This is a genomic window from Undibacterium sp. Di27W (assembly GCF_049340345.1).
Taxonomy (GTDB): domain Bacteria; phylum Pseudomonadota; class Gammaproteobacteria; order Burkholderiales; family Burkholderiaceae_D; genus Undibacterium.
Window position 1 is genome coordinate 192491 of the sequence record NZ_JBMPOS010000010.1, and the last position, 24754, is coordinate 217244.

Genomic DNA, 24754 nt, shown 5'->3' on the forward strand with positions numbered 1-24754 from the left:
TTGTCTGCCTTATTGCCTGACTTAGTGCATGGCTTCGGTCATCAGGTAATCGGTGCCGGATTGAACAAGACCAGGGCATTATGCAATTTCCAGTGCTCGGCCCAGGTTTCCTTGCCGCTGGCGACATCCAGCAGCATCTGGAATAATTCCCATCCTACCTCGGCTATCGTGGCTTCGCCGCTGGCGATCTTGCCAGCATTGATATCCATCAGGTCATGCCAGCGTCTGGCCAGGTCATTCCTGGTGGCGACCTTGATGACAGGAACTGCGGCCAGGCCATAGGGTGTGCCGCGCCCGGTGGTGAAGACATGCAAATTCATGCCAGCTGCCAGTTGCAAAGTGCCGCAGACAAAATCGCTGGCAGGTGTGGCTGCATAGATCAAGCCTTTTTGCGTGAGCTTGTCACCAGGCGACAAGACGCCAGAAATCGTGGAGCTGCCAGACTTCACAATAGAGCCCATGGCTTTTTCTACGATATTCGATAATCCACCTTTCTTATTGCCGGGCGTGGTATTTGCGCTACGGTCTACGCCACCGCGTTTCAGGTAATCGTCATACCAGGCCATTTCCCTGATCATGGCGGCGGCCACTTCCGCATTGGCGGCGCGTGAGGTTAGCTGGTCTATGCCATCGCGTACTTCGGTCACTTCAGAAAACATCACGGTTGCACCAGCGCGCACCAATAAATCTGTGGCAAAGCCGACTGCCGGATTGGCGGTTACTCCTGAAAAAGCATCGCTGCCACCGCATTGCACGCCGACTACAAGTGCGGATGCCGGGCAGGGTACACGGCGGCGTTTATCCAGTTCTGCCAATTGCTTTTCAGCCGTACTCATGATGGAAGCAATCATGGAATTGAAGCCCACATGTGCCTGATCCTGCAGGCATACCAGCGCAGGTTCGCCGCTACCTTCGTCACCGCTTTTGATCGGAATACTACCCTTGGGGAATAAGCGTGTGGGCTGCAGTTTTTCACAACCCAGGCTGACTACCATGGCTTGTCCACCAAAGTTGGGGTTCAGGCTGATATTGCGCAAGGTGCGTATGGGGATATCCGCATTCGGCGCATCAATGGCAACGCCGCAGCCATAGCTGTGTTCCAGGCCAACCACATCATCGACATGCGGAAACCTGGGCAAGAGTTCTTCCTTGATGCGTTGCACCGCATGTTCAACCACGCCAGATACACATTGCACAGTCGTGGTGATCGCCAGAATATTTCGCGTACCGACACTGCCATCGGCATTCTTGTAACCCATGAAAGTGTAATCTTCCAGAGGCGTCGTATCGGGCGCTGATACGGTGGCGATGGGCAAGTCCAGCAATTCGCGAGCGGCGGGCATGCGTATCAGGGATTCTTCCACCCAGCTACCTTGAGGGATGGCCCGCACTGCATAGCCTATTGTGACGTTATAGCGGGTAATCGCTGCGCCTTCAGCAATGTCCTGTAATGCCAGCTTATGCCCTTGCGGGACATGCTCCAGCAAGGCCAGGCCAGAGGGAAAGATGGTCGCTGTGGGCAAGCCACCATCATTGGCAACAATGGCAACGTTGTCATTGTCATGCATGCGTATATAAAGCGGCAAACTGTTGCTGGATATCGTCATTTTCTTTCCCCCATCATTGCTGCATGTGGCTGCCCGGGTATAAAGCAGGCACATCAGCTGAATTATTTTTGTTGAAAAATCTGATTTTCACAAAATTGGCCTTACCAAAATATAATTGGCATGCGTCTTTGGACGGAAAGCAGGTCTAAGACTGCCACACCACTGCATTGCCATGTGAAAGCCACTTTTTCCTATGAAAATCTCTGGTTTTTACGCTCAGATTTCTCTTTTTTTACAGGAGGGAAGGCGGAGTCCGCTATAATCCCTCGGGTATCATTTGTGGCGAGTATGCCACCAAATAAAAAATCTGGCTAGTCCACATTGCATATTTGGTCTGACCACATTAGAATGGCCTGACCGAATTGCTTTTATCAAGCTTTTCTATGAGTAGCAAATCATCATGATGAAAAAAAATAGTGCGCAGAATGAAGGGTCGTCTCATGAGCCCAGGTTGTACCGCCTGGTCGCTGACAGGATACAAACTCTGATCGCAGAAGAGAATATTGCTGCCGGAGAACGCCTGCCATCCGAGCGTGATCTGGCAAGCAAGCTCAGTGTCAGCCGTGCCTCTTTGCGCGAGGCTTTGATTGCCCTGGAGCTGGGCGGCGTGATTGAAGTACGTGGCGGCTCTGGCGTGTATGTCAGCGAGCAACCAGAAGAGCAGGCCGCTGTGCCGGAAAGCGGGCCAGGCCCGTTTGAGGTCTTGTCTGCACGGCGTTTGATTGAGGCTGAAGTGGCAGCGATTGCCGCCAGGGTGGCAACTGACTCTGCGATAGATGAAATCTTGAAAGCAGTGCTGGAAATGGAAAAGCATCATGCCAATTATTCCAGTAATGAAAATGCTGACAGGAATTTTCATTTATCCATTGCCAGGGCAACGGGTAATAGTGCCCTGGTGGGCACGGTGGAATATTTGTGGAACCAGCGTGGTTGCTTGTGGCATAAATTGAAGGAGCATTTCCAGACTGAAGAATTACGCCAGCAAACACTGACGGATCACCGCAACATACTGGAGGCAATTGCTTCTCATGATCCGGCTGCCGCAAGAAAGGCCATGCGCGCCCATCTTGAAAGAGTGACCAGGACTTTCTCACGCGGATAAGTGCATCTGTCATCAAGCAAAGAAAACATTTGCGACAGTATCCGTTATCGAATTTCTATTTTGACCGGCTGTGACCCCGGTGGGGCTTCGTGCGCCCATCTTCGTCGCAGTGGCACAGAGTACGCGAGGTGCTCCAACTAGTGACCCATGCTCACAGAAGCATGGGCACGAGAATTCCATGAAAAACAGGAGGAGACTGAATAATGAAAGACGATAAGAAATTCCAAAGGCCAGTGCTTGTATTGTCATCCATCGCGCTGGCAGTATTGACCATGGTCAATCAGGCACAGGCGCAAGAGCCGCAAAGGGTGGAGGTTACTGGTTCATCCATCAAACGCCTGGCCAGTGAAGCTTCTCTACCCGTCACTATGGTGAGTAGTGAAGAGCTGGAAAAGCGCGGCATGACTACGCTGGCAGACTTGATGATGTCCTTGCCTGAATCTGCCTCGTTGGCACCCTCCAATGCCGGTTCTGGTACCAATATCAATTTGCGCGGCCTGGGTGTTAACCGCACCCTGGTATTGATTAATGGCCGTCGCCTCGCCAATGAAGCGATCGCCGACGGTTATGCCAATCTGGACGTGATCCCCATGAGCGCGATAGCCAGGGTGGAAATCCTGCGCGACGGTGCATCTTCTATCTATGGCTCTGATGCTATCGGTGGTGTCGTCAACTTCATCACCAAGCGCACGGTAGTCGGCAATTCCATTTCTGCGCAATTTGTCAAACCGCAAAAAACTGGTGGTGGCGATGAACAAAGATTGAGTGCCACAGTAGGCGTAGGTGACCTGGAAAAAGATGGCTGGAATTTATATGCCACGGTAGACGCGCACCGTCGTAGCCGCTTGCTGGGATCAGACAGGGCTGAACTCAGTACGCCAGAATTATTAACCAGCATAGGCCGTGCACCGACACTGGGTAGTGGTGGTTATGCCATGCCAGCCAATTTCACCACGGCCACCAATAAAAACGCTGCCAACCCTTACTATGCAACAGGATGCCAGGGACCCTACAGCATACAGGGCGCAAAAAACACTTGTATCCTGAATGCCAGTTATTATGGTACAGCCCTGTATGGCAATGAGCAGGTGACTTTCTATGCCAAGGGCAGCAAGAAATTCAGTGATGATCATTTGCTGACTATCGATTACATGCGTGGCCAGGAATACATACTGGGCACCAAAAACCCAACTACCAGCCTGGCAGCCAATGGCGTCACTGCCTTGCTGCCAGCTAGCAGCAAATGGTATCCAGGTGGCAGTGGTGGCGTGCCTACCGTTGCAGGCTTGAAAGGCGAGCCACTGACTGTGACCTGGAGCGTTGCCGACCTCGCCGAGGCGACCACCAAAGACGTACAAATCAACCAGCGCATCAGCGTCAATGATGAAGGCCGCTTTGCCAACTGGGATTACAAGCTGGGTTTTGTCTATGGCAATAGCCAGCGCGATAATTATTATGAAACAGGTTACGTCAACGGCCCTGGCTTGCTGGCAGGCATAGCCAATGGCACCCTGAATCCTTTCGGCTTGCAAGATGCCAATGGCAAAGCTTATTTGAAAAGCATAGGTGTTGATGGTGCTTTGAACCGTCATTCCATCAGTACTTTCACCGGTGTCGATTTCACTGCCTCTACCGAATTGACCAAACTCGCAGGCGGCCCGCTGACCCTGGCACTGGGTACGGATTTCCATCGCGATACCACAGAAGACACCAAGACCGATATCACATCACTAGTGACTTATGCTGCTTCCGGCCCTTCGCATGGGCAGGGCGCGCGCAATGTCGCTGCTGCCTATGCAGAAATGGAAATTCCGGTGACCAAGGAATTGAATTTCAACCTGGCGGTACGTGATGATCATTTCAGTGATTTTGGCAATACCATTAATCCCAAGGCCAGTTTCCGTTATCAACCGATGAAGTCGCTGATGTTCCGCGGCTCGGCCAATACCGGCTTCCGTGCCCCGACTTTGTTTGACCGCTATGGTTACCGTGTGCCGGGCGCGAATACCACGACCGCGGCAAAATGGGATGACCCGGTACAGTGCCCAGGAGGCACGCCTGGTGTGGCAGGCACCGGCAAGGCCTTGCCTGGCCTGGTGGCTTCTGCCGTATGTAATGTCGCCTTGCCACGCCAGACCGGTAGCAATGCCGACCTGGTGCCCGAGACTTCACGCGGCTTCACCTTGGGCATCGTCACCGAACCCATGCAGAACCTGACGGTCTCGGCAGATTACTGGCATATAGAAATGAAGGACATGCTGGCCAATTTGCCCGAACAAGTTTATTTCCTGAACCCGACCAAATATGCTGACCTGTTCGTGCGCAATCCTGATGGTTCGCTGGCATATATCAAGAATATTACGATGAACCTGGGCGGCCAAAAAGCTTCTGGTATCGACGTCATGCTGGCCTATGCCATTCCCAAGACATCGCTGGGTAATTTCAAGTTCGAATTGAATGGCACTTACCTGACGCAATTCGATAATCAACTGGAAAAAGACAGCGCCTATGTGTCGAATATTGGTCGTTTTGGTGTCGCCAGCAATGGTACTACCAGCAGCTTGCCCATCATTACTTTCCGCTGGAAGCATACGCTGACGATGTCCTGGAATCAGGGTAACTGGACTTCACAACTGACGCAAAACTATAACACTGGCTATCACGACCAAAACCTGGTCGCGGCGGAATACTTCCGGGATATAGAGCCTTACTCGGTCTGGAATCTGACTGCCAGCTATCGTGGCTTCAAGAACCTGACCCTGTCAGCCGGCATCACCAATCTGCTGGATGCCAAACCACCAGTGACTAATCACAGCGGCTATACATTTGGCTATTTGAGCAGCGCTGCCAGCCCGATAGGCCGCGCTTTCAATGCACGTCTGACCTATAACTTCTAAAAAGTAAGCCCCCATGTGCGCGCCAGTATATGGGGGACGTGGAGCCATGATGCAAAACAGTAATCTGAAAAACAGTTTGAATATGAGTATGAATATGAAGCGCCGCAGTTTCTTGCAGGCCGCATCCGCCAGCGGCTTCTTGCTGGGTAGTGGCATGACAGCAAGCGCTTTTGCCGCTGCTGGCACAGCAGATCCATGGAGGCAGGCCCAGGACATCATCAATCGCTTTGCCAAGCCTATACAATTCCGCAAGGAAGATTTTGTCATCACCAGTTTTGGTGCGGAGACTTGCCAGGTAGTGCCTGCGGTGGCCTGGGTTTCCTTCGTCGAAAAAGCCAATCTGTCCACCCCAGCCAAGGGGAGCAAAGATTGCTATCCTGCGATTGCCGAAGCTATTGCAGCTTGCTATAAGGCTGGTGGCGGTCGGGTTGTTATCCCGGCTGGCAACTGGTATTGCGCCGGCCCCATAGTGTTGCTGTCGAATGTCAATGTGCATCTGCAGGCTGGTGCGCATGTCTACTTCAGTAACAATCCGGCGGATTATGCAAAATACGGCACATTCAATTGCGGCAAGAATGGCAATTTATCGATGACGCGCTGGGAAGGTAATGACTGCCTGAACTTCTCGTCCATGGTCTATGCGTTTGGACAAAACAATATCGCCCTGACAGGCGAAGACTGGACTGCCATCCTGGATGGCCAGGCTGGTGTCGATTTTCCGGATAACCCATATTGCTGGTGGTCATGGAAGGGCCGGGAAAAACCAAATACCAGTGGCGATATTGCGGCTGGCAATGGTGGCGACTATGTCAAGCATGTCAAAGGCGAGACCGAGGTTTCCTTGAATCCGCTCAACCCCATGGCCTTGTCAGAAGTTGCGCCGCATTTAAGTGCGCAAGAAGCCAGCTTCATACAAGGCGAGGGCGATAAATGGCGGCGTGACTCAAACTATCTGCGGGCGCTGGCCGAAGCCCGTGTGCCAGCAGACAAGCGTGTGTTTGGCATGGGACATTTCTTGCGACCACATATGGTGCAATTCATCAGTTGCACGAATGTGTTGTTCCAGGGCTATCAAGTCACTAACACACCGTTCTGGCAGCATAATCCCGTGAATTGCCGCAATGTCCATGTGAAGAATATCTATGCCAATAGCATAGGCCCTAACAGCGATGGCTTTGATCCTGAATCCTGCGATCATGTATTGATAGAAGACTCTACTTTTGATACCGGTGATGATTGCATTGCCGTTGATTCTGGCAAGGGGCCGGATATACAGTATGGCCCTTCACAGAATATCGTGATCCAGAATTGCAAGATGCATAGCGGCCATGGTGCCATGACGTTTGGCAGTATCATGTCTGGCGGCATACAAAATGTATTCGCACAAAATCTGGTGTTTGAAAACAGCCACTGGAAAACAGATCCGCTGAATATCGCCATCAGACTCAAAGCCAATATGAGCCGCGGTGGCTTCTTGCGTAATCTGCATATACGCAATATCACCGTGCCCAATGGCATACGGACGACACCAGCGTTTTATGCGACTTTGCCTGGTTCGGTCATCCCCAGCAAGTCTGTGGCGACTTCTGCCGGTGGCATCATCACCATAGATTGCGGCTACGACCCCATCAATGACAATGTGCGTACACGCCCACCGGTGGTGTCCGACATCCATATCTCGAATGTCAAAGTGGCCAATGTAGCGACCAAAGATGGCAAGTTTTCTTGCTATCAGGCGATAGTTATCCTGGGGCCAGTGGCAAGTGACTATAACGGCCCGACCAAACCAGCACCGCATATTGTGCCTGTGACTAATATTACTATCACTGACTGTGATCTGGGCACGCCAGCCAATGCTGCCAATCCGCTGTATCTGTATAACGTCAAAGGCTTGACGCTGAAGAATGTCAGGATAGGCGATACCGTGCATAACAAGACATTGTCTGCCTAGATTTGAGAAAACACGGGGTTTGCTGGCTGGCCCCGTGTTTTATAGTAAGGTCAAAAATATCCCATGAAAACAATAATTCGCTCTATCGCCACGGCTGTGAGCTGTGCTCTGCTACTGGGCGCTTGCAGCCAGCCAAAACAGCTTGAGTCTCAGACTGGCAAGCCTGTCCGCATCATCCTCGTGGGTGACTCCACCATGGCAACCAAAAGTGGCTATGGTGATGCCTTATGCGCGCGCTTCAAGCCTGAGCTGACTTGTCTTAACCTGGCAAAAGGTGGTCGTAGTTCTGGCAGTTATCGTGCCGAAGGTTCATGGGATGTAGTACAGAAACTCATGACTGGTAATGCACAGTTCAGCCAGACTTTGGTCTTGATACAGTTCGGCCATAATGACCAACCCGGCAAGCCCGGGCGCTCTACTGATCTGGCGACAGAATTCCCTGTCAATATGGCAGGCTATGTCAATGATGTGCAAGCGGCCGGTGCGCAAGCCGTGCTGGTGACGCCCTTGACCAGACGCAGCTTCAAAGGTACTCAGTTGCAAAATGATTTGCGTCCATGGGCAGAAGCCAGCATCAAAGTGGCAGCCAACAAGCATGTGCCGATGATAGATTTGAATGCCATCAGTTATAGCGCGGTACAAACGATGGGCGAGGCTGAAGCCGACACGCTGGCAATGGCACCACCGCCATCACCTGCGGCATTGCCAGCAGAGGCGGGTGACCTGGCAAAGACGGAAAGAGCCGGTGCAGCGAAATCTGCTTTTGACCGTACCCACCTGGGCAGCAAAGGCGCAGCACATTTTTCTGCCATGGTGCTCAAGGAATTGCTGCTGGTCGCGCCCAATTTGCAAGCACATGTGAATGCAGGGAACAGATGATGAGCAAGCGAAAAAAATCTTCTGCATTAGCTGTTGCCGTCGCTACACTGGCTTCATCAGGCCTGTTATTTTCCGACTCAGTGTTTGCACAAGATAGCCGCCTGGTAAAAGAACCGCAGACACCGGCAATCTGCAGTGTGCTGACAGCGCAACTGGAGAGTGGCAAGCAAAATGCTGTATCTGGCCGTGCACCGGATACACAAAGCCTGCAAGCCGCGATAGATGCCTGCAGGCCTGGCCAGGCCGTGCGCCTGAGCAGCCGTAATGGCAAGGCCGCCTTTTTGTCTGGTGCTTTGCAATTGCGCAGTGGTGTTTCACTATTGCTTGATGCCGGTGTGACCTTATATGCATCGACGCACCCGCTCGATTATGACCGTGGCACAGGTACCTGCGGCATCAATGATGACAAAGGCAAGGGGTGCAAACCTTTTATCACCGTAGAACGCGCCAAAGGCAGTGGTATTTATGGCGAGGGTGTCATCGATGGCCAGGGTGGCGAACGTATTATGGGCAAGGAAGAAAGCTGGTGGCAGATCGCCCGGCGTGCGCAAAAAGAAAACAATCGCCAGAATGTGCCCAGACTCATAGAAGTCACGCAGTCGAATGATTTTACTCTGCACAATATTACCTTGCGCAATTCAGCAAATTTTCATGTTACCCTGAATCAGGTTGATGGCTTTACCGCCTGGGGTGCGCGCATTGATACGCCCGCCAATGCCAGAAATACCGATGGTATAGACCCCATCTCTTCACGCAATATCACGATTGCCAATAGCTACATCCGCACAGGCGACGATAATATCGCCATCAAGGCGGGTAACAACGGTCCTACTGAAAATATCACCATCCGCAATAATCATTTTTATTCCGGCCACGGCATGTCCATAGGCAGCGAAACCAATGGTGGTGTCAGCAATGTGCTGGTCGAAAATCTCAGTATGGATGGTACAACTTCAGGCTTGCGTATCAAGAGCGATGTCTCGCGTGGTGGTTTGGTACAAAACATTAACTATCGCAATGTCTGTATACGCAATGTCAAGGCGCCGATAGACTTTGATACCCATTACGGTAAAACTGCCACAGGTAATCTGGTGCCACAATACCGCAATATCAGTCTTGAGCATGTACAGTCTTTAACACCAGGCAAGATCATCCTGCAAGGCTATGATGCAGCACATGTCATTGCACTCAAAATGAAGGATGTCAGCGTAGCAGAAAAGAGCAACAGCCAGTTTGAACATGTGCAACTGGAAGGCAGCGATGAAATAGTTTTCAATGCAGTGACTGCCAATCCTGGGCAGTGCGCAAATGCATTTTCTGCATATCCAGAACCAGGTAGTGCGGCTGACAATAGCAAGCGCCCGCAACTAGATGCGCAGACTGCCAGGAATTTTTCCTATACCGAAGTCTTGAAATATGCAGGTTTGCCGGGCAAGGAGCAGCTTGGACCATGGGACCCGCTGTCTGCCCCGATTGCCGGCGACCCGCAACTGGTACCTGACTATATTGTTGATGCCAACGCCACGCCAGATGGCGTCAGGGTATTCAGGCAAGTGCAGGCTGCAGTTAATCAGGCTGTTGGTGATGTTGAAAAATCGAAAGCAGGCAAGCAGCGCATTCACATCTACATCAAACCTGGTATTTACCGTGAACTGGTGTATGTGCCTGATACGATTATTCCCATCACCTTGTATGGCAGTGATGCCGCTACGACGCGCATCAGTGCCAATCTTGATGCGGCAACCACAGGCAGCACTTACAGCTCGCAATTTTCTGCACAGTTCGCGGGTGTACACACTAATATCGCCGCCATGTACAACAGCATTAAAGACCGGCCAGCACTGGGTACTTTTGGCACTGCCGTGTTGTGGGTCAAGAGTCCCGGCTTTCAGGCAAAAAACCTGACGGTAGAAAATGCCTATAACAAGGAACAGGGCAATGCCCGCGCAGATTGCCAGCCCGGTAATTGCCCTGATGAAAACGGTATTTATGCACGCAGCCAGATGGTGCATCACCAGGCCCTGGCTGTCATGCTGGATGGTGCAGACAAGACGCATTTTGATGGTGTGCGTATGTTGGGCTTCCAGGATACCCTGTACATGAAGTCCGGCAAGGATGGCCAGACTGCCAGGCAGTTTTTCCAGCGCTCCTATATAGAAGGCGATGTGGATTTTATTTTTGGTGATGCCACGGCCTACTTTTTTGAAACTGAAATCAAATCCCTGGGTGACCGCAATTCCTCTTATGTAGCTGCTCCCAACACCAATGTGAAGTCGCGCTATGGTTTTGTGTTTGATCATTGCCGCTTCATCCACGACGACAGTAGCAATGCCCTCGCAGGTAAATTCAGCCTGGCGCGCCAGTGGTTCCATAACGAGCGCTGCACACCGTATGCACCTGTGCCTGTCGCCGGCTATGACTGCCAGCTAGGCGAGGTCGACGTCTTCAATTCACCGACAGGCACCATCAGGCGGCAGACGCTGGAAACGGTGGGCAAGATGGTCGTCATGAATTCTGTTATCGGTGCACATATCAATAAAAAACAGCCGTGGTCAGACTGGAACAAGAAGGGCACCTTGCCTTACCGACCTGTGCAATTTACCAGTGATGATTACTGGACGAATTTGCAGGCTGCAAAAATCGATCCCATAAGGCAGATGGGATATGAAGGGCCTTTTTCACCTGTGCGTATCTTCCTGGCTGAATTTAATAATACTGAAGAGTAAACCGGTAACTGGTAACAGCATAAGAGAGACAAGATGAAACACGAAAAAAATACAGTGGCAAGCCAGACTGCGCGCCGCCACTTTATCAAAACGATATCCCTGGCCGCTGGCAGCAGCTTGCCTGCAAGCCGTGCACTCGCCGCGAGCATGATAGAAGACCCCTGGCAAAAAGCCCAGGACATTGTCGATCGCCTCGCCAAGCCCCTCAAATTTCGCGCTGCTGATTACCGCATCACTGACTTTGGTGCTGTCACTTGTGAATTAAAAAAAGTCAAAGCCTGGATCTCTTTTGAAGAGCAGGATAATTTATCTACACCGGTCGTCAATGCCAAAGATATTTATCCGGCGATTGCTCAGGCAATAAAGACTTGTCATGAAGCTGGTGGTGGCCGTGTGATCATCCCGGCCGGTAACTGGTATTGCGCAGGCCCCATCGTCTTGCTGTCGAATGTGAATGTGCATCTGCAAAAGGGCGCGCACGTCTATTTCAGCAATAATCCTGAAGACTATGCTAAATACGGCAGCTTTGATTGCGGGCCAAATGGCAAGCTGGTGATCTCTCGCTGGCAGAGTAATGACTGCCTGAATTTCTCACCCATGGTATATGCCTATGGCCAGGATAATATCGCCCTGACTGGTGATGACTGGAGCAGCATACTTGATGGCCAGGGTGGTGTTCCCTTTGATGATAATGGTGATTGCTGGTGGACCTGGAAGGGCAAACAAAAAACCATCAATTCTGTGGGGCAAAACACCACGCCGAATTACAAGCTGGGCAAGCGCTCAGAAAATACCGCAAATGATTTGAATGCGAGCAGCCTGGAAAAAATCGCACCGCAACTCGATGAAAAGCAAAAACTGCGCATACAGGGTGACAATGATAAATGGCGTGCCGATGCGAATTATCTGCCGTCCCTGTCAGAAGCTGGAGTACCTTTGGGCAAGCGCATCTTTGGCATGGGCCATAATCTGCGTCCACCGATGATACAGTTCATCAGTTGCACGAATGTGCTGATGCAGGGCTACCAGGTCAACCATACACCATTCTGGCAGCACCACCCTGTGCATTGCCGCAATGTGGTGATACGCAATGTCCTGGCGAAAAGCCATGGCCCGAACAGCGACGGTTTTGACCCTGAGGCCTGTGATCATGTACTGGTTGAATCCTGCACCTTTGATTCAGGTGATGACTGCATCGCCATCAAGGCAGGCAAGAATCTGGATACCCAGTATGGGCCTTCGCAAAATATCGTCATCCAGAATTGCACCATGCAAAGCGGTCATGGCGCGGTGACACTGGGTAGTGAAATGGCGGGTGGCATACAAAATGTGTATGCGCAAAATCTCTTGTTCGAGAATATCAACTGGGCCACCAATCCACTGAACACAGCGATACGCCTGAAGACGAATATGAACCGTGGCGGTTACCTGAAGAATTTCTTTGTCCGCAATATTACGATTCCGAATGGCGTGCAGACCAGCCCGTCTTTTTACACCTCCCTGCCTGGCTCACCAATTCAATCCAAGACAGTCGCCACCGCTGCCGGTGCTGTCATCACCTTTGATTGCGATTACGCACCTGTCAGTGACAATGTCAGGACCAGGCCGCCGGTAGTGACGAATGTGCATATCTCGAATGTCAAAGTGGGTAATGTCACGACCAAAAACGGCAAGTTCTCGTGCTTCCAGGCCATTGTCATCCTGGGTCCTGTGGCCTCGGACTATAACGGTGACGACAAGAATCCCATGATCTTCCCTGTCACCAATGTAACGATCAGCGACTGCCAGTTTGGTACGCCAGTGAATGCTGCCAGCCCGCTGTATCTGTACAACGTCAAGGGCCTGGAATTAAAGAATGTGCAGATAGGTGACAAGCTGCACAATAGCCAGCTCTCAGCATAAAAAAATGCGCATAAGAGGCTAACTCTTATGCGCTGAAGTGCCGCTGCGCGTAATCTGATATTGAGCTACTCTCTTAAACGGAAAATCTTGACTCTGCCACACCAGCTACTCCTGGTCTGACCAGCACCAGGCTGCCTGCCCATAGATCATGTTCTGCCTTTCCTGCGCCTATGGAACTGACCAGCAAGGTACTCATGTCCGGCCCACCAAAAGTGCACATGGCAGGTTTGTTCATGGGCAGGGCTATGGTCCTGTCGAGCTTGCCTGCAGGCGTGAAGCGCAGCAGGCAGGCACCCTCGTTGCCACATATCCAGTAGCAGCCATCAATATCCATAGCGGCACCATCAGGGCGGCCAGCCATGGGTTTCATGTCGGCAAAGACGCGCTGCTTATGTGGAACGCCTTCTTCTATATCGTAATCAAATGCCCAGATAGTCTGGCTGCCTGGATGAGAGTCAGACAAATACATGGTCTTGCCATCAGGTGACCAGGCCAGGCCATTTTGCGTCAGCAGCTTACTGACCACAGGTGCCGACAGTCCTTGCGCCGTTGAATAGCGGTAGAGATTGCCGATTGCTTTCGCTGCAGCCATGTCCATGAACATGGTGCCACTCCAGAAACGGCCCTGACGGTCACAGCGGCCATCATTGAAGCGCATGCCGCTGCCGGGTTCGGCCAGCTCTGCGGGTGTTGCCAGGCGGGTTTGCAGGGCGCGCGGCCCTTCGCCCAGATGCAGGTTGAAAATACCGCTCTCCATGCCCGCAATAAAATCACCATCCTGTTTCAGGGCGATGCAGGCCACCATTTCTGTACTCAGCCAGGATTTCAGTTCACCATTCCTGGCATCGAGTTTCCAGATGGTTTTCGCCGGTATATCAACCCAATACCAGGCCGCTTGCTCCGCATGCCACAAAGGGCTTTCGCCGACGATGCAGTTGACTGCTGGTATCGATACTATATGTGAAAATTGAGTCATCTTACAGGTCGGTAATTTCTTTATGGGTGGGTACCAGTGCCTTCATCATGCCCCATGCCAGCAGATAAGCTACCGCACAGAAAGTAAACATGATGGTGTAACCAGTTTGTATATGACCCAGCTGTCCATAATAGTCAAACAGCCAGCCACCAGTTTTTGATACCAGTACACCACCGATACCACCCGCCATACCACCTATGCCGACGATGGATGCTACCGATTTTTTCGGGAACATATCAGACACAGTAGTGAAGATATTTGCAGACCAGGCCTGGTGGGCAGAGGTGCCTATACCGATCAGTAATACCGGTACCCAAAAGCCGAGATAACCAAATGGCTGCGCCAGCAAGACCACGAGCGGGAACAGGGCAATCACCAGCATGGCTTTCATACGGCCATTGTAGGCACTGTCGCCACGGCGCATGAAATAGCTGGGAAAATAACCGCCGCCTATGCTGCCTATCATGGTCATGCTGTACAAGACTGCCAGTGGCAAGACGATTTCTGTTTTTTGCATCTTGTACTGCGCTTCCAGATATTTTGGCAGCCAGAACAGGAAGAACCACCACACGCCGTCTGTCATGAATTTGCCAATGACAAAGGCCCAGGTTTGTTTATAAGAAAGCAGTTTGAACCAGGATATTTTTTTACCTGCATCGCCAGGAGCACTTGCCTCTGTTGCTTGCGCATCACCGCTGTTGATGTAAGCGAGCTCCGCTGCCGACAGGTATTTTTGCTGCTCAGGTTTGTCATAGAATAGCTGCCAGAATATCATCCAGACAAAACCTATCGCGCCTATGATAATGAAAGCTGCCTGCCAGCCCCATAGTTCTGCAATCAGCGGCACAGTCAAAGGTGCCAGGATCGCGCCGATGTTGGCACCGGAATTAAAAATGCCGGTGGCGAAAGAGCGTTCATGTTTGGGGAAATATTCTGCCGTGGCCTTGATCGCTGCCGGGAAGTTGCCAGCCTCACCTATCGCCAGTACTGCACGCGAAATCATGAAGCCTGCGACAGAGACTGGAATTGCTGCGATGCCCAGCGCTGTCAGGGCATTCACCATGCCTTTGCCCAGCATGATGGAATAGGCATGCATGACTGCACCTATCGACCATACTGCAATCGCGATCAGATAAGCTTTCTTGGTGCCTATCTTATCGATGAAGCGACCAGCCAGCAGCATGGAAATGGCATACACAAACTGAAAGGCTGCCGTGATATTGGCATAGTCGGTATTGGTCCAGCCAAATTCTTTGGACAGGTCTGGTGACAACAGACTGAGTACCTGCCTGTCGAGGTAGTTAACGGTAGTGGCAAAAAATAGCAGGGCACAGATGGTCCACCGGTATTTTCCTATGCTTTGCTGGCTCATGCGAGCGTCTCCATTTTATTCATTCATTGGCATGCCTGCACATCTTCGTGTGCTTGGTGCATTGCTTATCATTCAACAGCCAGAGCTGTTCAGTGTCATGCTAGGCGAAGGTCAATTTGCCATCCATGATACGTGCAAGTTGCAGGGGGTTGTTATCCTGCAGCGCTGTCGGCAATAAATTTGCCGGGAAACCTTGATAACAAACCGGGCGCAAGAAGCGCTCAATCGCAGCAGCGCCAACTGAAGTGCTGCGGCTATCCGAGGTTGCCGGGAAGGGGCCGCCATGCACCATGGCATGCGCCACTTCCACTCCGGTAGGAAAGCCATTGAACAAGATGCGTCCGGCCTTTCTTTCGAGTACGGGCAAGAGCTTTCTGGCCTGGGCATGATCCTCAGCCATGGCATGCACGGTTGCTGTCAATTGCCCTTCCAGTGATGAGGCGACGGTGAGCACTTCATCAAAATCCTTGCACAGAATCGCGATGGAAGAAGGTCCAAAAATTTCTTCCTGCAAGGCTGGCGTGCTCAGGAAGGTGCTGCCTGAACATACAGACAGCATCGCTTGTGCTGCACATGGAGATTCTGCCTGCTGGCCTTTGGCCACCAATTGCAATTGCGCGATGTCAGCCAGATGCGTAGTGCCTTTGACATAGGCCTGGTGTATGCCAGGTGTCAGCATGGTTGCCGCATGTTTGTCTTCCAAAGCCCTGGCGGCATCTTGCAGGAACTGTCGTGCTGTTGCACTTTCTATGGCAATCACCAGTCCGGGGTTGGTGCAGAACTGACCCGCACCCAATGCCAGGGAATCGACAAAATTCTTCGCCAGTGTCGTGGTTTGTTCGGCCAGAGCATGATCCAGCAAGAATACTGGATTGATACTGCTCATCTCCGCATACACCGGAATAGGCTCTTTGCGCTGGCTGGCAGTTTTTACCAGTGCCAGGCCACCTGAACGTGAACCCGTGAAACCCACTGCCTTGATGGCAGGGTGAGCTACCAGTTGCTGCCCAACCTGGCTGCCAGCGCCTACCAGCATGGAGAACACGCCTTCATGCAAGGCGCAATCCGCTACTGCTCTTTGTATGACGCGGCCTACCAGTTCTGCTGTGCCTAAATGAGCATTGTGCGCCTTGACGACGACAGGGCAGCCCGCGGCCAGGGCAGATGCAGTATCGCCACCCGCTACTGAAAACGCCAGCGGGAAATTACTGGCGCCAAACACCGCAACCGGACCCAGGGCAATTTTTTGCAAGCGCAAATCCGGGCGTGGTGGTGCGCGTTCTGGCAAGGCGCTGTCTATGGTCGCGTCCAGCCAGTGTCCATCGCGTACTACCTTGGCAAACAGGCGCAATTGATTGACGGTACGGCCTCGTTCACCTTCCAGGCGGGCGATGGGCAAGCCGGTTTCTTGTGCTGCACGCTCTATCAGTGTCGGGCCCAGATCCATGATGCCGGTGGCTATGCTTTCCAGAAAGCGCGCCCTTTGCTCCAGGCTGGTGTTGCGGTAGCTGTCAAACGCCTGTTCAGCCAGCAGGCAAGCTTGTTCAACTTCATCTTTCGTGGCGTAGCCAAAGACAGGCTCGATTTCCTGATTGGTGGATGGGTCTATGGCTTTGACATTACCTGCCAGACCAAAAACCGCTTTTTTACCGATCAGCATTTGCCCGGTGATTTGCATACTGTACTCCCTTTGCTTTTGAATTTATTGCGGGCCTTGTGCCAGGATGAGTTTATGCAGCATGGCATCTTCTTCCTCTGTCAGGTCGGTCAGTGGTGCGCGTACCGGGCCTGCACTATGGCCAACCAGACGCGCGCCTGCTTTGACGATACTCACTGCATAACCGGCTTTGCGGTTACGGATTTCGAGGTAAGGCAGGAAGAACTGGTCCAGCAGGCGATTTGATGTGGCATGATCGTCCGCTGCAATGGCATGGTAAAAATCCATCGCCAGTTTGGGCATGAAATTGAATACGGCAGAAGAGTACACCGGTGTGCCCAGTGCCTTGTACGCTGCAGCATACACTTCCGCCGTGGGCAAGCCGCCGAGATAACTGAAACGGTCGCCCATGCGGCGCCAGATCGATACCATCAATTCGATATCGCCTATGCCATCCTTGAAACCGATCAGGTTGGGGCAGCGCGCTGCCAGTTTCTCCAGGGAATCGGCAGTCAAACGGCAATTGCCACGGTTGTACACAACCACGCCAAATTTAACCGAGGCGCAGACTTCTTCTACGTGGCGGATCAGGCCGTCCTGGCTGGCTTCGGTCAGATAATGTGGCAGCAGCAGGATGCCGTGCGCACCCAGGCGCTCTGCTTCCTGTGCATAGGCAATCGCTTGGCGGGTAGGGCCACCGGCACCAGCCAGGATAGGTACTTTGCCACGGCAAGTGTCTACCGCAGTCTTGATGATGTCGGCATACTCACCACCGGTCAGCGAGAAAAATTCACCCGTGCCGCCGGCTGCAAACAAGGCGCTGGCGCCATAGGGGGCCAGCCACTCCAGACGTTCTGCATAAGTCTTGGCATTGAAATCGCCAGCCGCGTCAAAGTCAGTCAAAGGGAAAGACAGCAAGCCAGAGGACAGGATTTGTTTCAGTTCTTGAGGATGCATGGTGGCTCCGGAAATGGCAACCTGGATGGCGTCTGGACCAGGTTCTATGGTTTTTAAAAAGTGCGTGTTTGAGTCATTGCTTAATTAAGTCATACGTCATCGTACAACTTAAAATAAGAGATCGCAAGCAGACTTTTTAAAAATATGAGTGTGTTGTGCTAGTGAAAGAGGTTTGACACTGGTCCTGGCCAGGCTACAGCCCGGCTTTTGTCAGGTCTGTATTTCGCAGGCTGTGGCATGCGCAACACCTCCTGGAATTTCTGACCATGAGGGGGAGGTGATAGGTGCGGCTTGCTAATTTAACCAGGTCGCACTCTGTACAGCAAGCAGCTTTGCATTAGCGCTGAGATGCGCAGATGCATGCATTCAGATATGGCCGCAATTAATCCGGTGTTGCCTCTATGCGTTGCTGTGCTTGGCGCAATCTCTCACGGCTATTGCTGAGGTGGGTACGCATGGCTGCCCTGGCGGCTTCCTGGTCTTTGCGCAATATGGCGAGGTAGATATCTTCATGCTCGCGATTGACTCTGTCCAAGTAGTTGCTACTGGCATTGCTGCTGCCATCCAGGGCCAGCATGGCAGATTTAAGTCTGGCGCGCGGGATGATGGTGGTGCCCAGATTGCTGAGAATATCGACAAAATAACGGTTGCCAGTGGCTTGCGCGATGAGCAGGTGGAAGCGTACATCGGCATCCACCGAGGCATTTTCTTCGGTTTTATTGCTGAGTATCTCTTCCAGTGCCTTGCCCAGAGCTGCCGCCTGTTCTTCTGTTCGGCGGGCTGCGGCCAGCCAGGCGGCCTCGGTTTCCAGGCTGATCCTGAGTTCCAGTATATCCAGCACATCCCTGACAGTGACGATGGCTTCGCGCAGCATGCCAGTCGTGGCCTGGCTGGGTTCCAGTATGAAAGTACCTATGCCATGGCGGGTTTGCACCAGCCCGGCGGCTTGCAGATGCGAAATGGCTTCCCGCACCACAGTACGGCTGACATCATACAAAGCCATGATGGCGGATTCGGTAGGCAGCTTGTCACCCGGCTTCAATACCCCACTCTTGATATTATTGCTAATACTTTCGACTACCCCCTGGGACAGGCTTTTGTGCCGTCTTTTGGAGGGGAGAGTGTTGGCGTAGTCTGGAGTGTCCATGTGGCGGCTGCTTGCTTGAGGTATGGGGAGATTTTACCCCAAGTGAGCTTATGGATGTATGATAACCTATAACTTTTATGACCTTATTGGGCAATCACATCAGCCACCAGATCACTCTTCAGGATCAGGCTGGATAGTCTGCCCGTACCCAATAAGAATACGCCACGGCCATTCGAATAAATAATGCTGCCATCATTGCGCATGTCGTAGGCGACCACATTGGTGGCCAAGACAGTTTCAAGCCCCTGACGATTGCGGCTGATCAATTGCCAGGATGCGGGCACCAGCGAAGGCACGCCATTGATCATGTTTTCTTTTTGCAAGGCCTTTTCAGCATCGATGCGCTTGCCTTTCAACATGATTTCTTTGAGGTCGGCATTCATGGCAGGCCCGGACGCACTGGTCAAAGGCTTGCGGCTATACATCATGGAGAAAAAATTCAGGTAATGAAACACTGCACGCAATAAGCGGAAAGGGAAGAGTAGGGCATCCAGCAGGGCATTGCGGGTTTCATACTTTGGTATCTCATAAGGCCTGCGTATGAAATGCAAATTGCCTTGCGGGCATACGCGTGGATGCAGGTAGTCATAGGCGGGATCATCCAGCACGGGCGTTACCGAACCATTTTTCATATCCAGCATCTGTATGCTGGCATTGCCATGGGCTAGTGTGATACCGCTTTGATTACGGGCTATGCCTGTGGATTGGTAGAGTATCTGTTTCTCGGCATCGGGTATCCAGCAGGGGCTGGTATCGAGGGTATCACCGCCAGTCAATTCGCGATAATTGTCGCCCTCGCGATCGAGCATGACTAAATTGGCGACACCTGTTTTATTCGTGGCGGATGCCAGCAAGCGGCCAGTCACCTTGTCCAGTTGCATGTCTGTCAGTGCCAGGTTTTGCCTGTGCAGGATGCGCTTCTCTACGCCAGTTTCCAGCTCATAAGAAAACAAGCCACCCATGCCTGCATCCTGCAAAAAATACAGGATACGGCCTTGCTCATCAAATTGCATGGCAGTCGTATTGATTTGTGCAGCTTCGCCATCAAAGCGGCGCATGGCACCGGATGCAGAAATGCCAAAGCTGGTTCCTTGTTTCCAGGCATTCTTCTCCTGGTGTCTTTCCATTTTATCCAGCATCTCTTGCACGTAAGGGCTATGCAGTTGTTTGACTTCACCATGGGCTGCGCGATAAAACAATTTACCTTCCGAAATAAAAGCCACAGCCGTGCCTGGTGCCGCATGGTCCAGCTTGCTTTGCTGGGCAGGATCGTGGGCTGAGTTTGGTAGTGTCGCGCCAATTGTTCCTGACTTGTCTTTCTGCACAAGCTGGTTGAGCACATAGGCAATACCTAGCAAGGCGACGATGATAATGAGTAGATGCACAGCGAATATCTCCTGAATTATCTGCCCACTCGGACAGAAATAATCACGCAAAACGACATTATGCATGCAAGTCATTGTGTGCATGCCATTTGTGCTGTTTCAGGATGTAAAACAGGACTAATGACATTTGTCACCTGCAAGTCCTGACACTTTGCTCTGATGCGATGTACGCATTTCATTCACACTGGCTGCATACAACCAGGGAGTGTTCATCATGTCTGATCTTAATACTGTGGCATTGTCATCTTATTCCGCCCGTGCCAAGGGTGCGATGTTTTTTTCTGTCTTTGGCTCTGCCTGGCTGGCACTATGGATACAGCGATCTCTGCAGGCTAGCTGGCTGGTGTACCTGCTTATCGCCCTGGGTGGCCTTGCCCTGTTTTGCCTGGCCTGCTTGCGCAATCGCCAGTACCTGGAATTTGCTGAAGAAGATAGCCCTGCCACCAAGAAGGCAGCGCGCTGGTTTCATATCGTGAATGGCGGGCAATGGTTGCTGATACTGATATCCTCGAATGTATTGATCAATCTGGGGCATGCAGTATGGGTCATGCCAGTCGCGATGCTGATCATAGGTTTGCATTTCCTGCCATTGGCGAGATTGTTTAAAGTACCGGGCCATTTGTGGCTGGGTCTGCTGATCAGCCTGTTCGCCATCACTTATCCATTCCTGCTGTCTGGTGGGCCGGCTGACCCCTATGGCTGCCTGGGGATGGGCTTGCTGTTATGGGGTTATGCTTTGTTGAAGCTGCTCAGCATACCGGCGATACGTCGCCAAAACCTGAGTACGCTTTGAAATAGACGCTCTAGGCAAGTTGCGGCAGAATCGCTGACATACAATAAATATGAAGACACCATGCCAGCCAATTTTCTACCACCTGCCCCCACACACGTCCTGAACCCTGAAGGGCTACCCAGATTTGGCAAATATGCCGGTGCTCCCGATGTCATAGACTGGGCTAGCCTGGCCCTGCCTTATCAGCGCAGCAAGCTGTGGCAAACTTTGCACCATAAGCACTGGCATTATGTGGCACTGGCAACGGCAGAGATATTTTGCGGCATTGCCATCGTTGACGTGGGTTGGACCAATACTGCTTTTGCCTATGTGTTTGATCGACAGGAAGGCAAGCTCATCGCCAGTTATTCCCAGGATGGCTTGCCTGGTCTGACAGCAAAACTGAAGCAGCAGCCAGCAGCCGGGGCTGCGGCGCAATTCCAGTTTCTGAGTAACAAAATCCGTTTCCAGCATTTGCCAGACCGTGGGCAATTCCAGTTGCAACTGCAATGCGGTTCTTTCAGTATCGATGCCTTGCTGAATGCCAGCCTGACCGCGCCTTCTCTACTTGCCATAGGCGAAGTGCAGGGCGGCACCGTGCACGCGACTGTCAAGTCACCAGGCATGCCGCTGGCAGGCGAGGTGATCGTCGGTGGTCGCAGTTTCAGCTTGCAAGCCGGTATAGGTAGCTATGACCATAGCAATGGTTTCCTGGCACGTGAAACCAGTTGGCGCTGGGCTTCGGCGCACGGCATGGATGTCGGTTTCAATTTGCAGGCAGGCTATTTTGGCCAGCATGAAAATGCATTGTGGCTGGATGGCAAGCTCATCAGCCTGGGCGCTGCTCAATTTGAATTCGATGCCAGCCAGGCCATGGCTGACTGGCATATTTTTACCGATGATGGTTTGCTGGATCTGCACTTCCGGCCAGAAGGTTTTCGTGCGGAAAACAAGAATCTGCTTATTGCCAGCAGCCGCTATCTGCAACCCATAGGCTTATTCAGCGGCTGGGTCAGGGCCAGCCTGGATGAGCCCAGGCGACAAATAGAGAAACTGGTGGGTGTGACTGAAGATCACTACTCCAAATGGTAGGCCACATGCTTATCGCCGATTGCATACCAGGCGGTCGGCTTTGCCGCCATTGACCACAAGTTTATTACCCGTGAACTCTTCGACGACGCCAGAAACTGAACTACCCATACTCAACGACAGGGATTTGCCATCAAAAAGATAATTACCAGTAAACTTCTTGCCGTTCATGGTGCCGCTCATTTTGCTGTCCTTGTCAAACAGGACTTCCATGCTATAGCCAGTCAAGACGCCATAACAGGTCCAGTTACCCAGGAGCCTGGCAACCGCTTGTTGTGCTGCTGAAGCTTGCGCGCCACCATCGCGGTTACCTTCCCTGTTACTTTCTGCGCTACCCATGGTCAGTGCACCCACGCTTTGATTGCTGGCCTTTCGGGATGTCATGCTGGTGATCCAGTCTGCAGGCACGGCGAAGTTCAGGTTTTGTCCCAGCTTGTGCTGGAAGGTCATGATGCCTACCAGCCTGCCGGCTGCATCAAACAGACCGCCACCACTGGAGCCAGGTGAAATTGGTGCGGTAGTCTGTATCACCTTACCGGTTGACAATGGGCGCAGCGCTGAGACTATGCCATCACTGATGGTCAGGTCCAGGCCCTGGGGCGCACCTATCGCAAATACTTTCTGGCCTATGCGCAGACTGTCGGTACTACCCAGTGACACGGCGGGTGCTGTTGAGCCTGGTACGCTGAGACGACATAAATCAAATTCTTCGTCTGCCATGGTGACAGTTGCTGCCAGCACTTCCTTGCCTATCTTGGCCTTGTATTGCACTCCGGGGCGTGTTACATGGCAATTCGTGATCACGACCTCAGGTGCAATCACCACACCACTCCCCATCGCGACTTGCGCACCAGTAGGTCCGTACACAGAAATCAGGGCAATACTGGGTGATCGCAGGGCATATATTTCTTCGGCAGATTTGCCTGTCTCAGCATTGCTGGTGACTGGTTCTGGTGTTGGTATTGGGGCCGCAGTTGCAGGGGCCGTCACTGGAGCAGGCGTATTTGCCAAAGGCGCGGGTGGCAGCTTGGCTGGCGCAGCAGGTGTCACTTCACTATAGACAGGTATTTCTGCCTGCTTGTTGCGTTCCATTTTTTGTTTCATGGACCACCACAAACCAGCCGCTGCCAGTAATAAGGCCAGCAAAATCACAGGACCAAATACATTCCTCGGTTTTGCCGGGGCTGCCGGCCTCTTGGTCTGATCGCTGGTGGTTTGTGCCTGCACGCTTTCTCGTCTGGCCAGGTGGGCATCATAACTGGCACGCTTTTGTGGATTTGATAGCAACTCATACGCCTCACGCACCAGGACTTTTTTATTTGGGTCGTGCAGTTCCACGCTTTCCAGCCTGACCATGGCATCCTGGTAAGCCACGTGTATTTGTTCCGCCGTCGCATCCGCCTGAACCGAGAGTATGTCGTAGAGAGTTTGTTTCATTGCATGTCCAGAATTAAGGGCCGTTTTTATTCTTTGCGGGAACCAGCGGTTTTCTGAGAATTGTAACTGAAGACGTGACGTTTAGAAGAAAAGCAGTGTATTGCACCAGCTTGCGTCACCAGAATTATGCCAGCAGTGAGTACCTCATGGCAGGCGTACCCCAGGTTCGGGCAGGCAGAGCCAAACAGAGTCAGCTAAGGCTTTAGTCATTTCATTTATTGGAATAATGAATTCAATATTTTGACTATTCTTTCTTTTGGCGAATGATCATAAACTTCTCTTCATTCGCACCAAGCCTTCAAAGCGAAATGTAAGTCCTCATAAACCCTGAAAGGAAACTCATCATGACACGCACATCCATTAGCCAGGCTGGCAATTCACTCACCAGTACAGTAAGCAAATTAGTCAGCAAATTCAAATTTATTCTCTTGTCGGCCGCGGCTGCCCTGAGCATGGTCGCAGTACCCGGCATCAGTGCCGCTGACACTGTTGCCAATAGCGTCATCGGCGCACGTGGTTATGATTTGACGACTTTCTTCACCAGCGAAAAACCAGCTCACGGCACTGGCCATCATGTGGCGACTATCGATGGTGTTGATTACCTGTTCACCAGCGAAGAAAACAAAAAGACTTTCCTGGCAAATCCTGAAAAATACCTGCCAGCGTTTGGTGGCTATTGTGCTTACGGTGCATCGATAGGCAAGAAATTTGTTGCTGACCCGGATGTCTACGACATCGTCGACAACAAACTGTACTTCAACCTTGACACCAAAATACGTACGATCTGGTCCAAAGATATTCCTGGCAATATTGATCTGGCAAAAACCAACTGGAAAACTATCGCCAACAAGAAGCCATCTGAACTCTGATTGCTTGGGTGAATGAAAAACGCCGCTTT

Annotated in this window: 17 protein-coding genes; 9 read left to right on the plus strand and 8 right to left on the minus strand. The window is 52.0% G+C overall.

All coding sequences use genetic code 11. The features are described 5' to 3' along the window. Positions 1 to 41: 41 nt before the first annotated feature. Positions 42 to 1607, minus strand: coding sequence for a galactarate dehydratase (gene garD, locus ACO0LF_RS20240; protein WP_423017277.1), 1566 nt, complete (start codon positions 1605 to 1607; stop codon positions 42 to 44). A 400-nt stretch (positions 1608 to 2007) separates the two neighbouring features. On the opposite strand from garD, the gene ACO0LF_RS20245 reads away from it, so the two are divergent. From ACO0LF_RS20245 to ACO0LF_RS20270, 6 genes are all read left to right on the plus strand, one after another. After that, positions 2008 to 2709, plus strand: a complete 702-nt coding sequence (locus tag ACO0LF_RS20245; protein WP_423017279.1) for a FadR/GntR family transcriptional regulator — start codon at positions 2008 to 2010, stop codon at positions 2707 to 2709. Between the two features lie 203 nt (positions 2710 to 2912). Then, positions 2913 to 5606, plus strand: a complete 2694-nt coding sequence (locus tag ACO0LF_RS20250; RefSeq protein ID WP_423017281.1) for a TonB-dependent receptor plug domain-containing protein — start codon at positions 2913 to 2915, stop codon at positions 5604 to 5606. 46 nt (positions 5607 to 5652) lie between these two features. Continuing rightward, the gene (locus ACO0LF_RS20255) at positions 5653 to 7557 is read left to right on the plus strand and encodes a glycoside hydrolase family 28 protein (RefSeq protein ID WP_423017283.1); all 1905 of its coding nucleotides are present in this window, start codon (positions 5653 to 5655) and stop codon (positions 7555 to 7557) included. Between the two features lie 63 nt (positions 7558 to 7620). Beyond that, a complete protein-coding gene (locus ACO0LF_RS20260; RefSeq protein ID WP_423017285.1) occupies positions 7621 to 8436 on the plus strand; it encodes a rhamnogalacturonan acetylesterase in 816 nt (271 codons plus the stop codon). Further along, positions 8433 to 11162 carry a pectinesterase family protein gene (locus tag ACO0LF_RS20265; protein WP_423017287.1) on the plus strand — a complete coding sequence of 910 codons (2730 nt, stop codon included), beginning with the start codon at positions 8433 to 8435 and terminating at the stop codon, positions 11160 to 11162. Before ACO0LF_RS20260 ends, ACO0LF_RS20265 begins: the two co-directional genes overlap by 4 nt. 33 nt (positions 11163 to 11195) lie before the next feature. Then, complete coding sequence (locus ACO0LF_RS20270; RefSeq protein WP_423017289.1) at positions 11196 to 13064, plus strand: glycoside hydrolase family 28 protein; 1869 nt, start codon at positions 11196 to 11198, stop codon at positions 13062 to 13064. Between the two features lie 73 nt (positions 13065 to 13137). Here the strand turns inward: ACO0LF_RS20270 and ACO0LF_RS20275 are convergent, their stop codons facing one another. From ACO0LF_RS20275 to ACO0LF_RS20300, 6 genes are all read right to left on the minus strand, one after another. Further along, on the minus strand, positions 13138 to 14040 hold the full coding sequence (locus tag ACO0LF_RS20275) for an SMP-30/gluconolactonase/LRE family protein (RefSeq protein ID WP_423017291.1): 903 nt from the start codon (positions 14038 to 14040) through the stop codon (positions 13138 to 13140). A gap of 1 nt (position 14041) precedes the next feature. After that, on the minus strand, positions 14042 to 15412 hold the full coding sequence (locus ACO0LF_RS20280) for an MFS transporter (protein ID WP_423017293.1): 1371 nt from the start codon (positions 15410 to 15412) through the stop codon (positions 14042 to 14044). A 100-nt stretch (positions 15413 to 15512) separates the two neighbouring features. Next, positions 15513 to 17090 carry an aldehyde dehydrogenase (NADP(+)) gene (locus ACO0LF_RS20285; RefSeq protein ID WP_423017295.1) on the minus strand — a complete coding sequence of 526 codons (1578 nt, stop codon included), beginning with the start codon at positions 17088 to 17090 and terminating at the stop codon, positions 15513 to 15515. A 24-nt stretch (positions 17091 to 17114) separates the two neighbouring features. Further along, complete coding sequence (gene kdgD / locus ACO0LF_RS20290; RefSeq protein ID WP_423017297.1) at positions 17115 to 18026, minus strand: 5-dehydro-4-deoxyglucarate dehydratase; 912 nt, start codon at positions 18024 to 18026, stop codon at positions 17115 to 17117. A 382-nt stretch (positions 18027 to 18408) separates the two neighbouring features. After that, entirely contained in the window at positions 18409 to 19173 is a 765-nt protein-coding gene (locus tag ACO0LF_RS20295) for a FadR/GntR family transcriptional regulator (protein ID WP_423017299.1), read from the minus strand. Between the two features lie 83 nt (positions 19174 to 19256). Continuing rightward, positions 19257 to 20558, minus strand: coding sequence for a TolB family protein (locus ACO0LF_RS20300; protein WP_423017301.1), 1302 nt, complete (start codon positions 20556 to 20558; stop codon positions 19257 to 19259). A gap of 214 nt (positions 20559 to 20772) precedes the next feature. Here ACO0LF_RS20300 and ACO0LF_RS20305 point away from each other — a divergent pair, with 214 nt between their 5' ends. Together ACO0LF_RS20305 and ACO0LF_RS20310 are read left to right on the plus strand one after the other, a co-directional pair. After that, a complete protein-coding gene (locus tag ACO0LF_RS20305) occupies positions 20773 to 21351 on the plus strand; it encodes a hypothetical protein (protein ID WP_423017303.1) in 579 nt (192 codons plus the stop codon). A gap of 60 nt (positions 21352 to 21411) precedes the next feature. Then, positions 21412 to 22422 (plus strand): DUF2804 domain-containing protein, encoded by a 1011-nt coding sequence (locus ACO0LF_RS20310; protein ID WP_423017305.1) that lies wholly within the window; start codon positions 21412 to 21414, stop codon positions 22420 to 22422. 9 nt (positions 22423 to 22431) lie between these two features. On the opposite strand, the gene ACO0LF_RS20315 is transcribed toward ACO0LF_RS20310, so the two are convergent. Further along, positions 22432 to 23856: a trypsin-like peptidase domain-containing protein gene (locus ACO0LF_RS20315; RefSeq protein ID WP_423017307.1), complete on the minus strand. Its 1425-nt coding sequence runs from the start codon at positions 23854 to 23856 to the stop codon at positions 22432 to 22434. A gap of 344 nt (positions 23857 to 24200) precedes the next feature. Between ACO0LF_RS20315 and ACO0LF_RS20320 the strand changes: the two genes are divergently transcribed. Further along, positions 24201 to 24725, plus strand: a complete 525-nt coding sequence (locus ACO0LF_RS20320) for a YHS domain-containing (seleno)protein (protein ID WP_423017309.1) — start codon at positions 24201 to 24203, stop codon at positions 24723 to 24725. The last annotated feature ends 29 nt before the right edge of the window (positions 24726 to 24754 follow it).

Bases quoted from the DNA above. Each gene is read 5' to 3' on its own strand.
- ACO0LF_RS20280 (WP_423017293.1), bottom strand. From the start codon at position 15,412: ATGAGCCAGCAAAGCATAGGAAAATACCGGTGGACCATCTGTGCCCTG.
- ACO0LF_RS20255 (WP_423017283.1), top strand. From the start codon at position 5,653: ATGATGCAAAACAGTAATCTGAAAAACAGTTTGAATATGAGTATGAAT.
- ACO0LF_RS20310 (WP_423017305.1), top strand. From the start codon at position 21,412: ATGCCAGCCAATTTTCTACCACCTGCCCCCACACACGTCCTGAACCCT.
- ACO0LF_RS20295 (WP_423017299.1), bottom strand. From the start codon at position 19,173: ATGGACACTCCAGACTACGCCAACACTCTCCCCTCCAAAAGACGGCAC.
- ACO0LF_RS20320 (WP_423017309.1), top strand. From the start codon at position 24,201: ATGACACGCACATCCATTAGCCAGGCTGGCAATTCACTCACCAGTACA.
- ACO0LF_RS20245 (WP_423017279.1), top strand. From the start codon at position 2,008: ATGATGAAAAAAAATAGTGCGCAGAATGAAGGGTCGTCTCATGAGCCC.
- ACO0LF_RS20275 (WP_423017291.1), bottom strand. From the start codon at position 14,040: ATGACTCAATTTTCACATATAGTATCGATACCAGCAGTCAACTGCATC.
- ACO0LF_RS20250 (WP_423017281.1), top strand. From the start codon at position 2,913: ATGAAAGACGATAAGAAATTCCAAAGGCCAGTGCTTGTATTGTCATCC.
- ACO0LF_RS20285 (WP_423017295.1), bottom strand. From the start codon at position 17,090: ATGCAAATCACCGGGCAAATGCTGATCGGTAAAAAAGCGGTTTTTGGT.
- ACO0LF_RS20260 (WP_423017285.1), top strand. From the start codon at position 7,621: ATGAAAACAATAATTCGCTCTATCGCCACGGCTGTGAGCTGTGCTCTG.
- ACO0LF_RS20315 (WP_423017307.1), bottom strand. From the start codon at position 23,856: ATGAAACAAACTCTCTACGACATACTCTCGGTTCAGGCGGATGCGACG.
- kdgD (WP_423017297.1), bottom strand. From the start codon at position 18,026: ATGCATCCTCAAGAACTGAAACAAATCCTGTCCTCTGGCTTGCTGTCT.
- ACO0LF_RS20270 (WP_423017289.1), top strand. From the start codon at position 11,196: ATGAAACACGAAAAAAATACAGTGGCAAGCCAGACTGCGCGCCGCCAC.
- ACO0LF_RS20305 (WP_423017303.1), top strand. From the start codon at position 20,773: ATGTCTGATCTTAATACTGTGGCATTGTCATCTTATTCCGCCCGTGCC.
- ACO0LF_RS20265 (WP_423017287.1), top strand. From the start codon at position 8,433: ATGATGAGCAAGCGAAAAAAATCTTCTGCATTAGCTGTTGCCGTCGCT.
- garD (WP_423017277.1), bottom strand. From the start codon at position 1,607: ATGACGATATCCAGCAACAGTTTGCCGCTTTATATACGCATGCATGAC.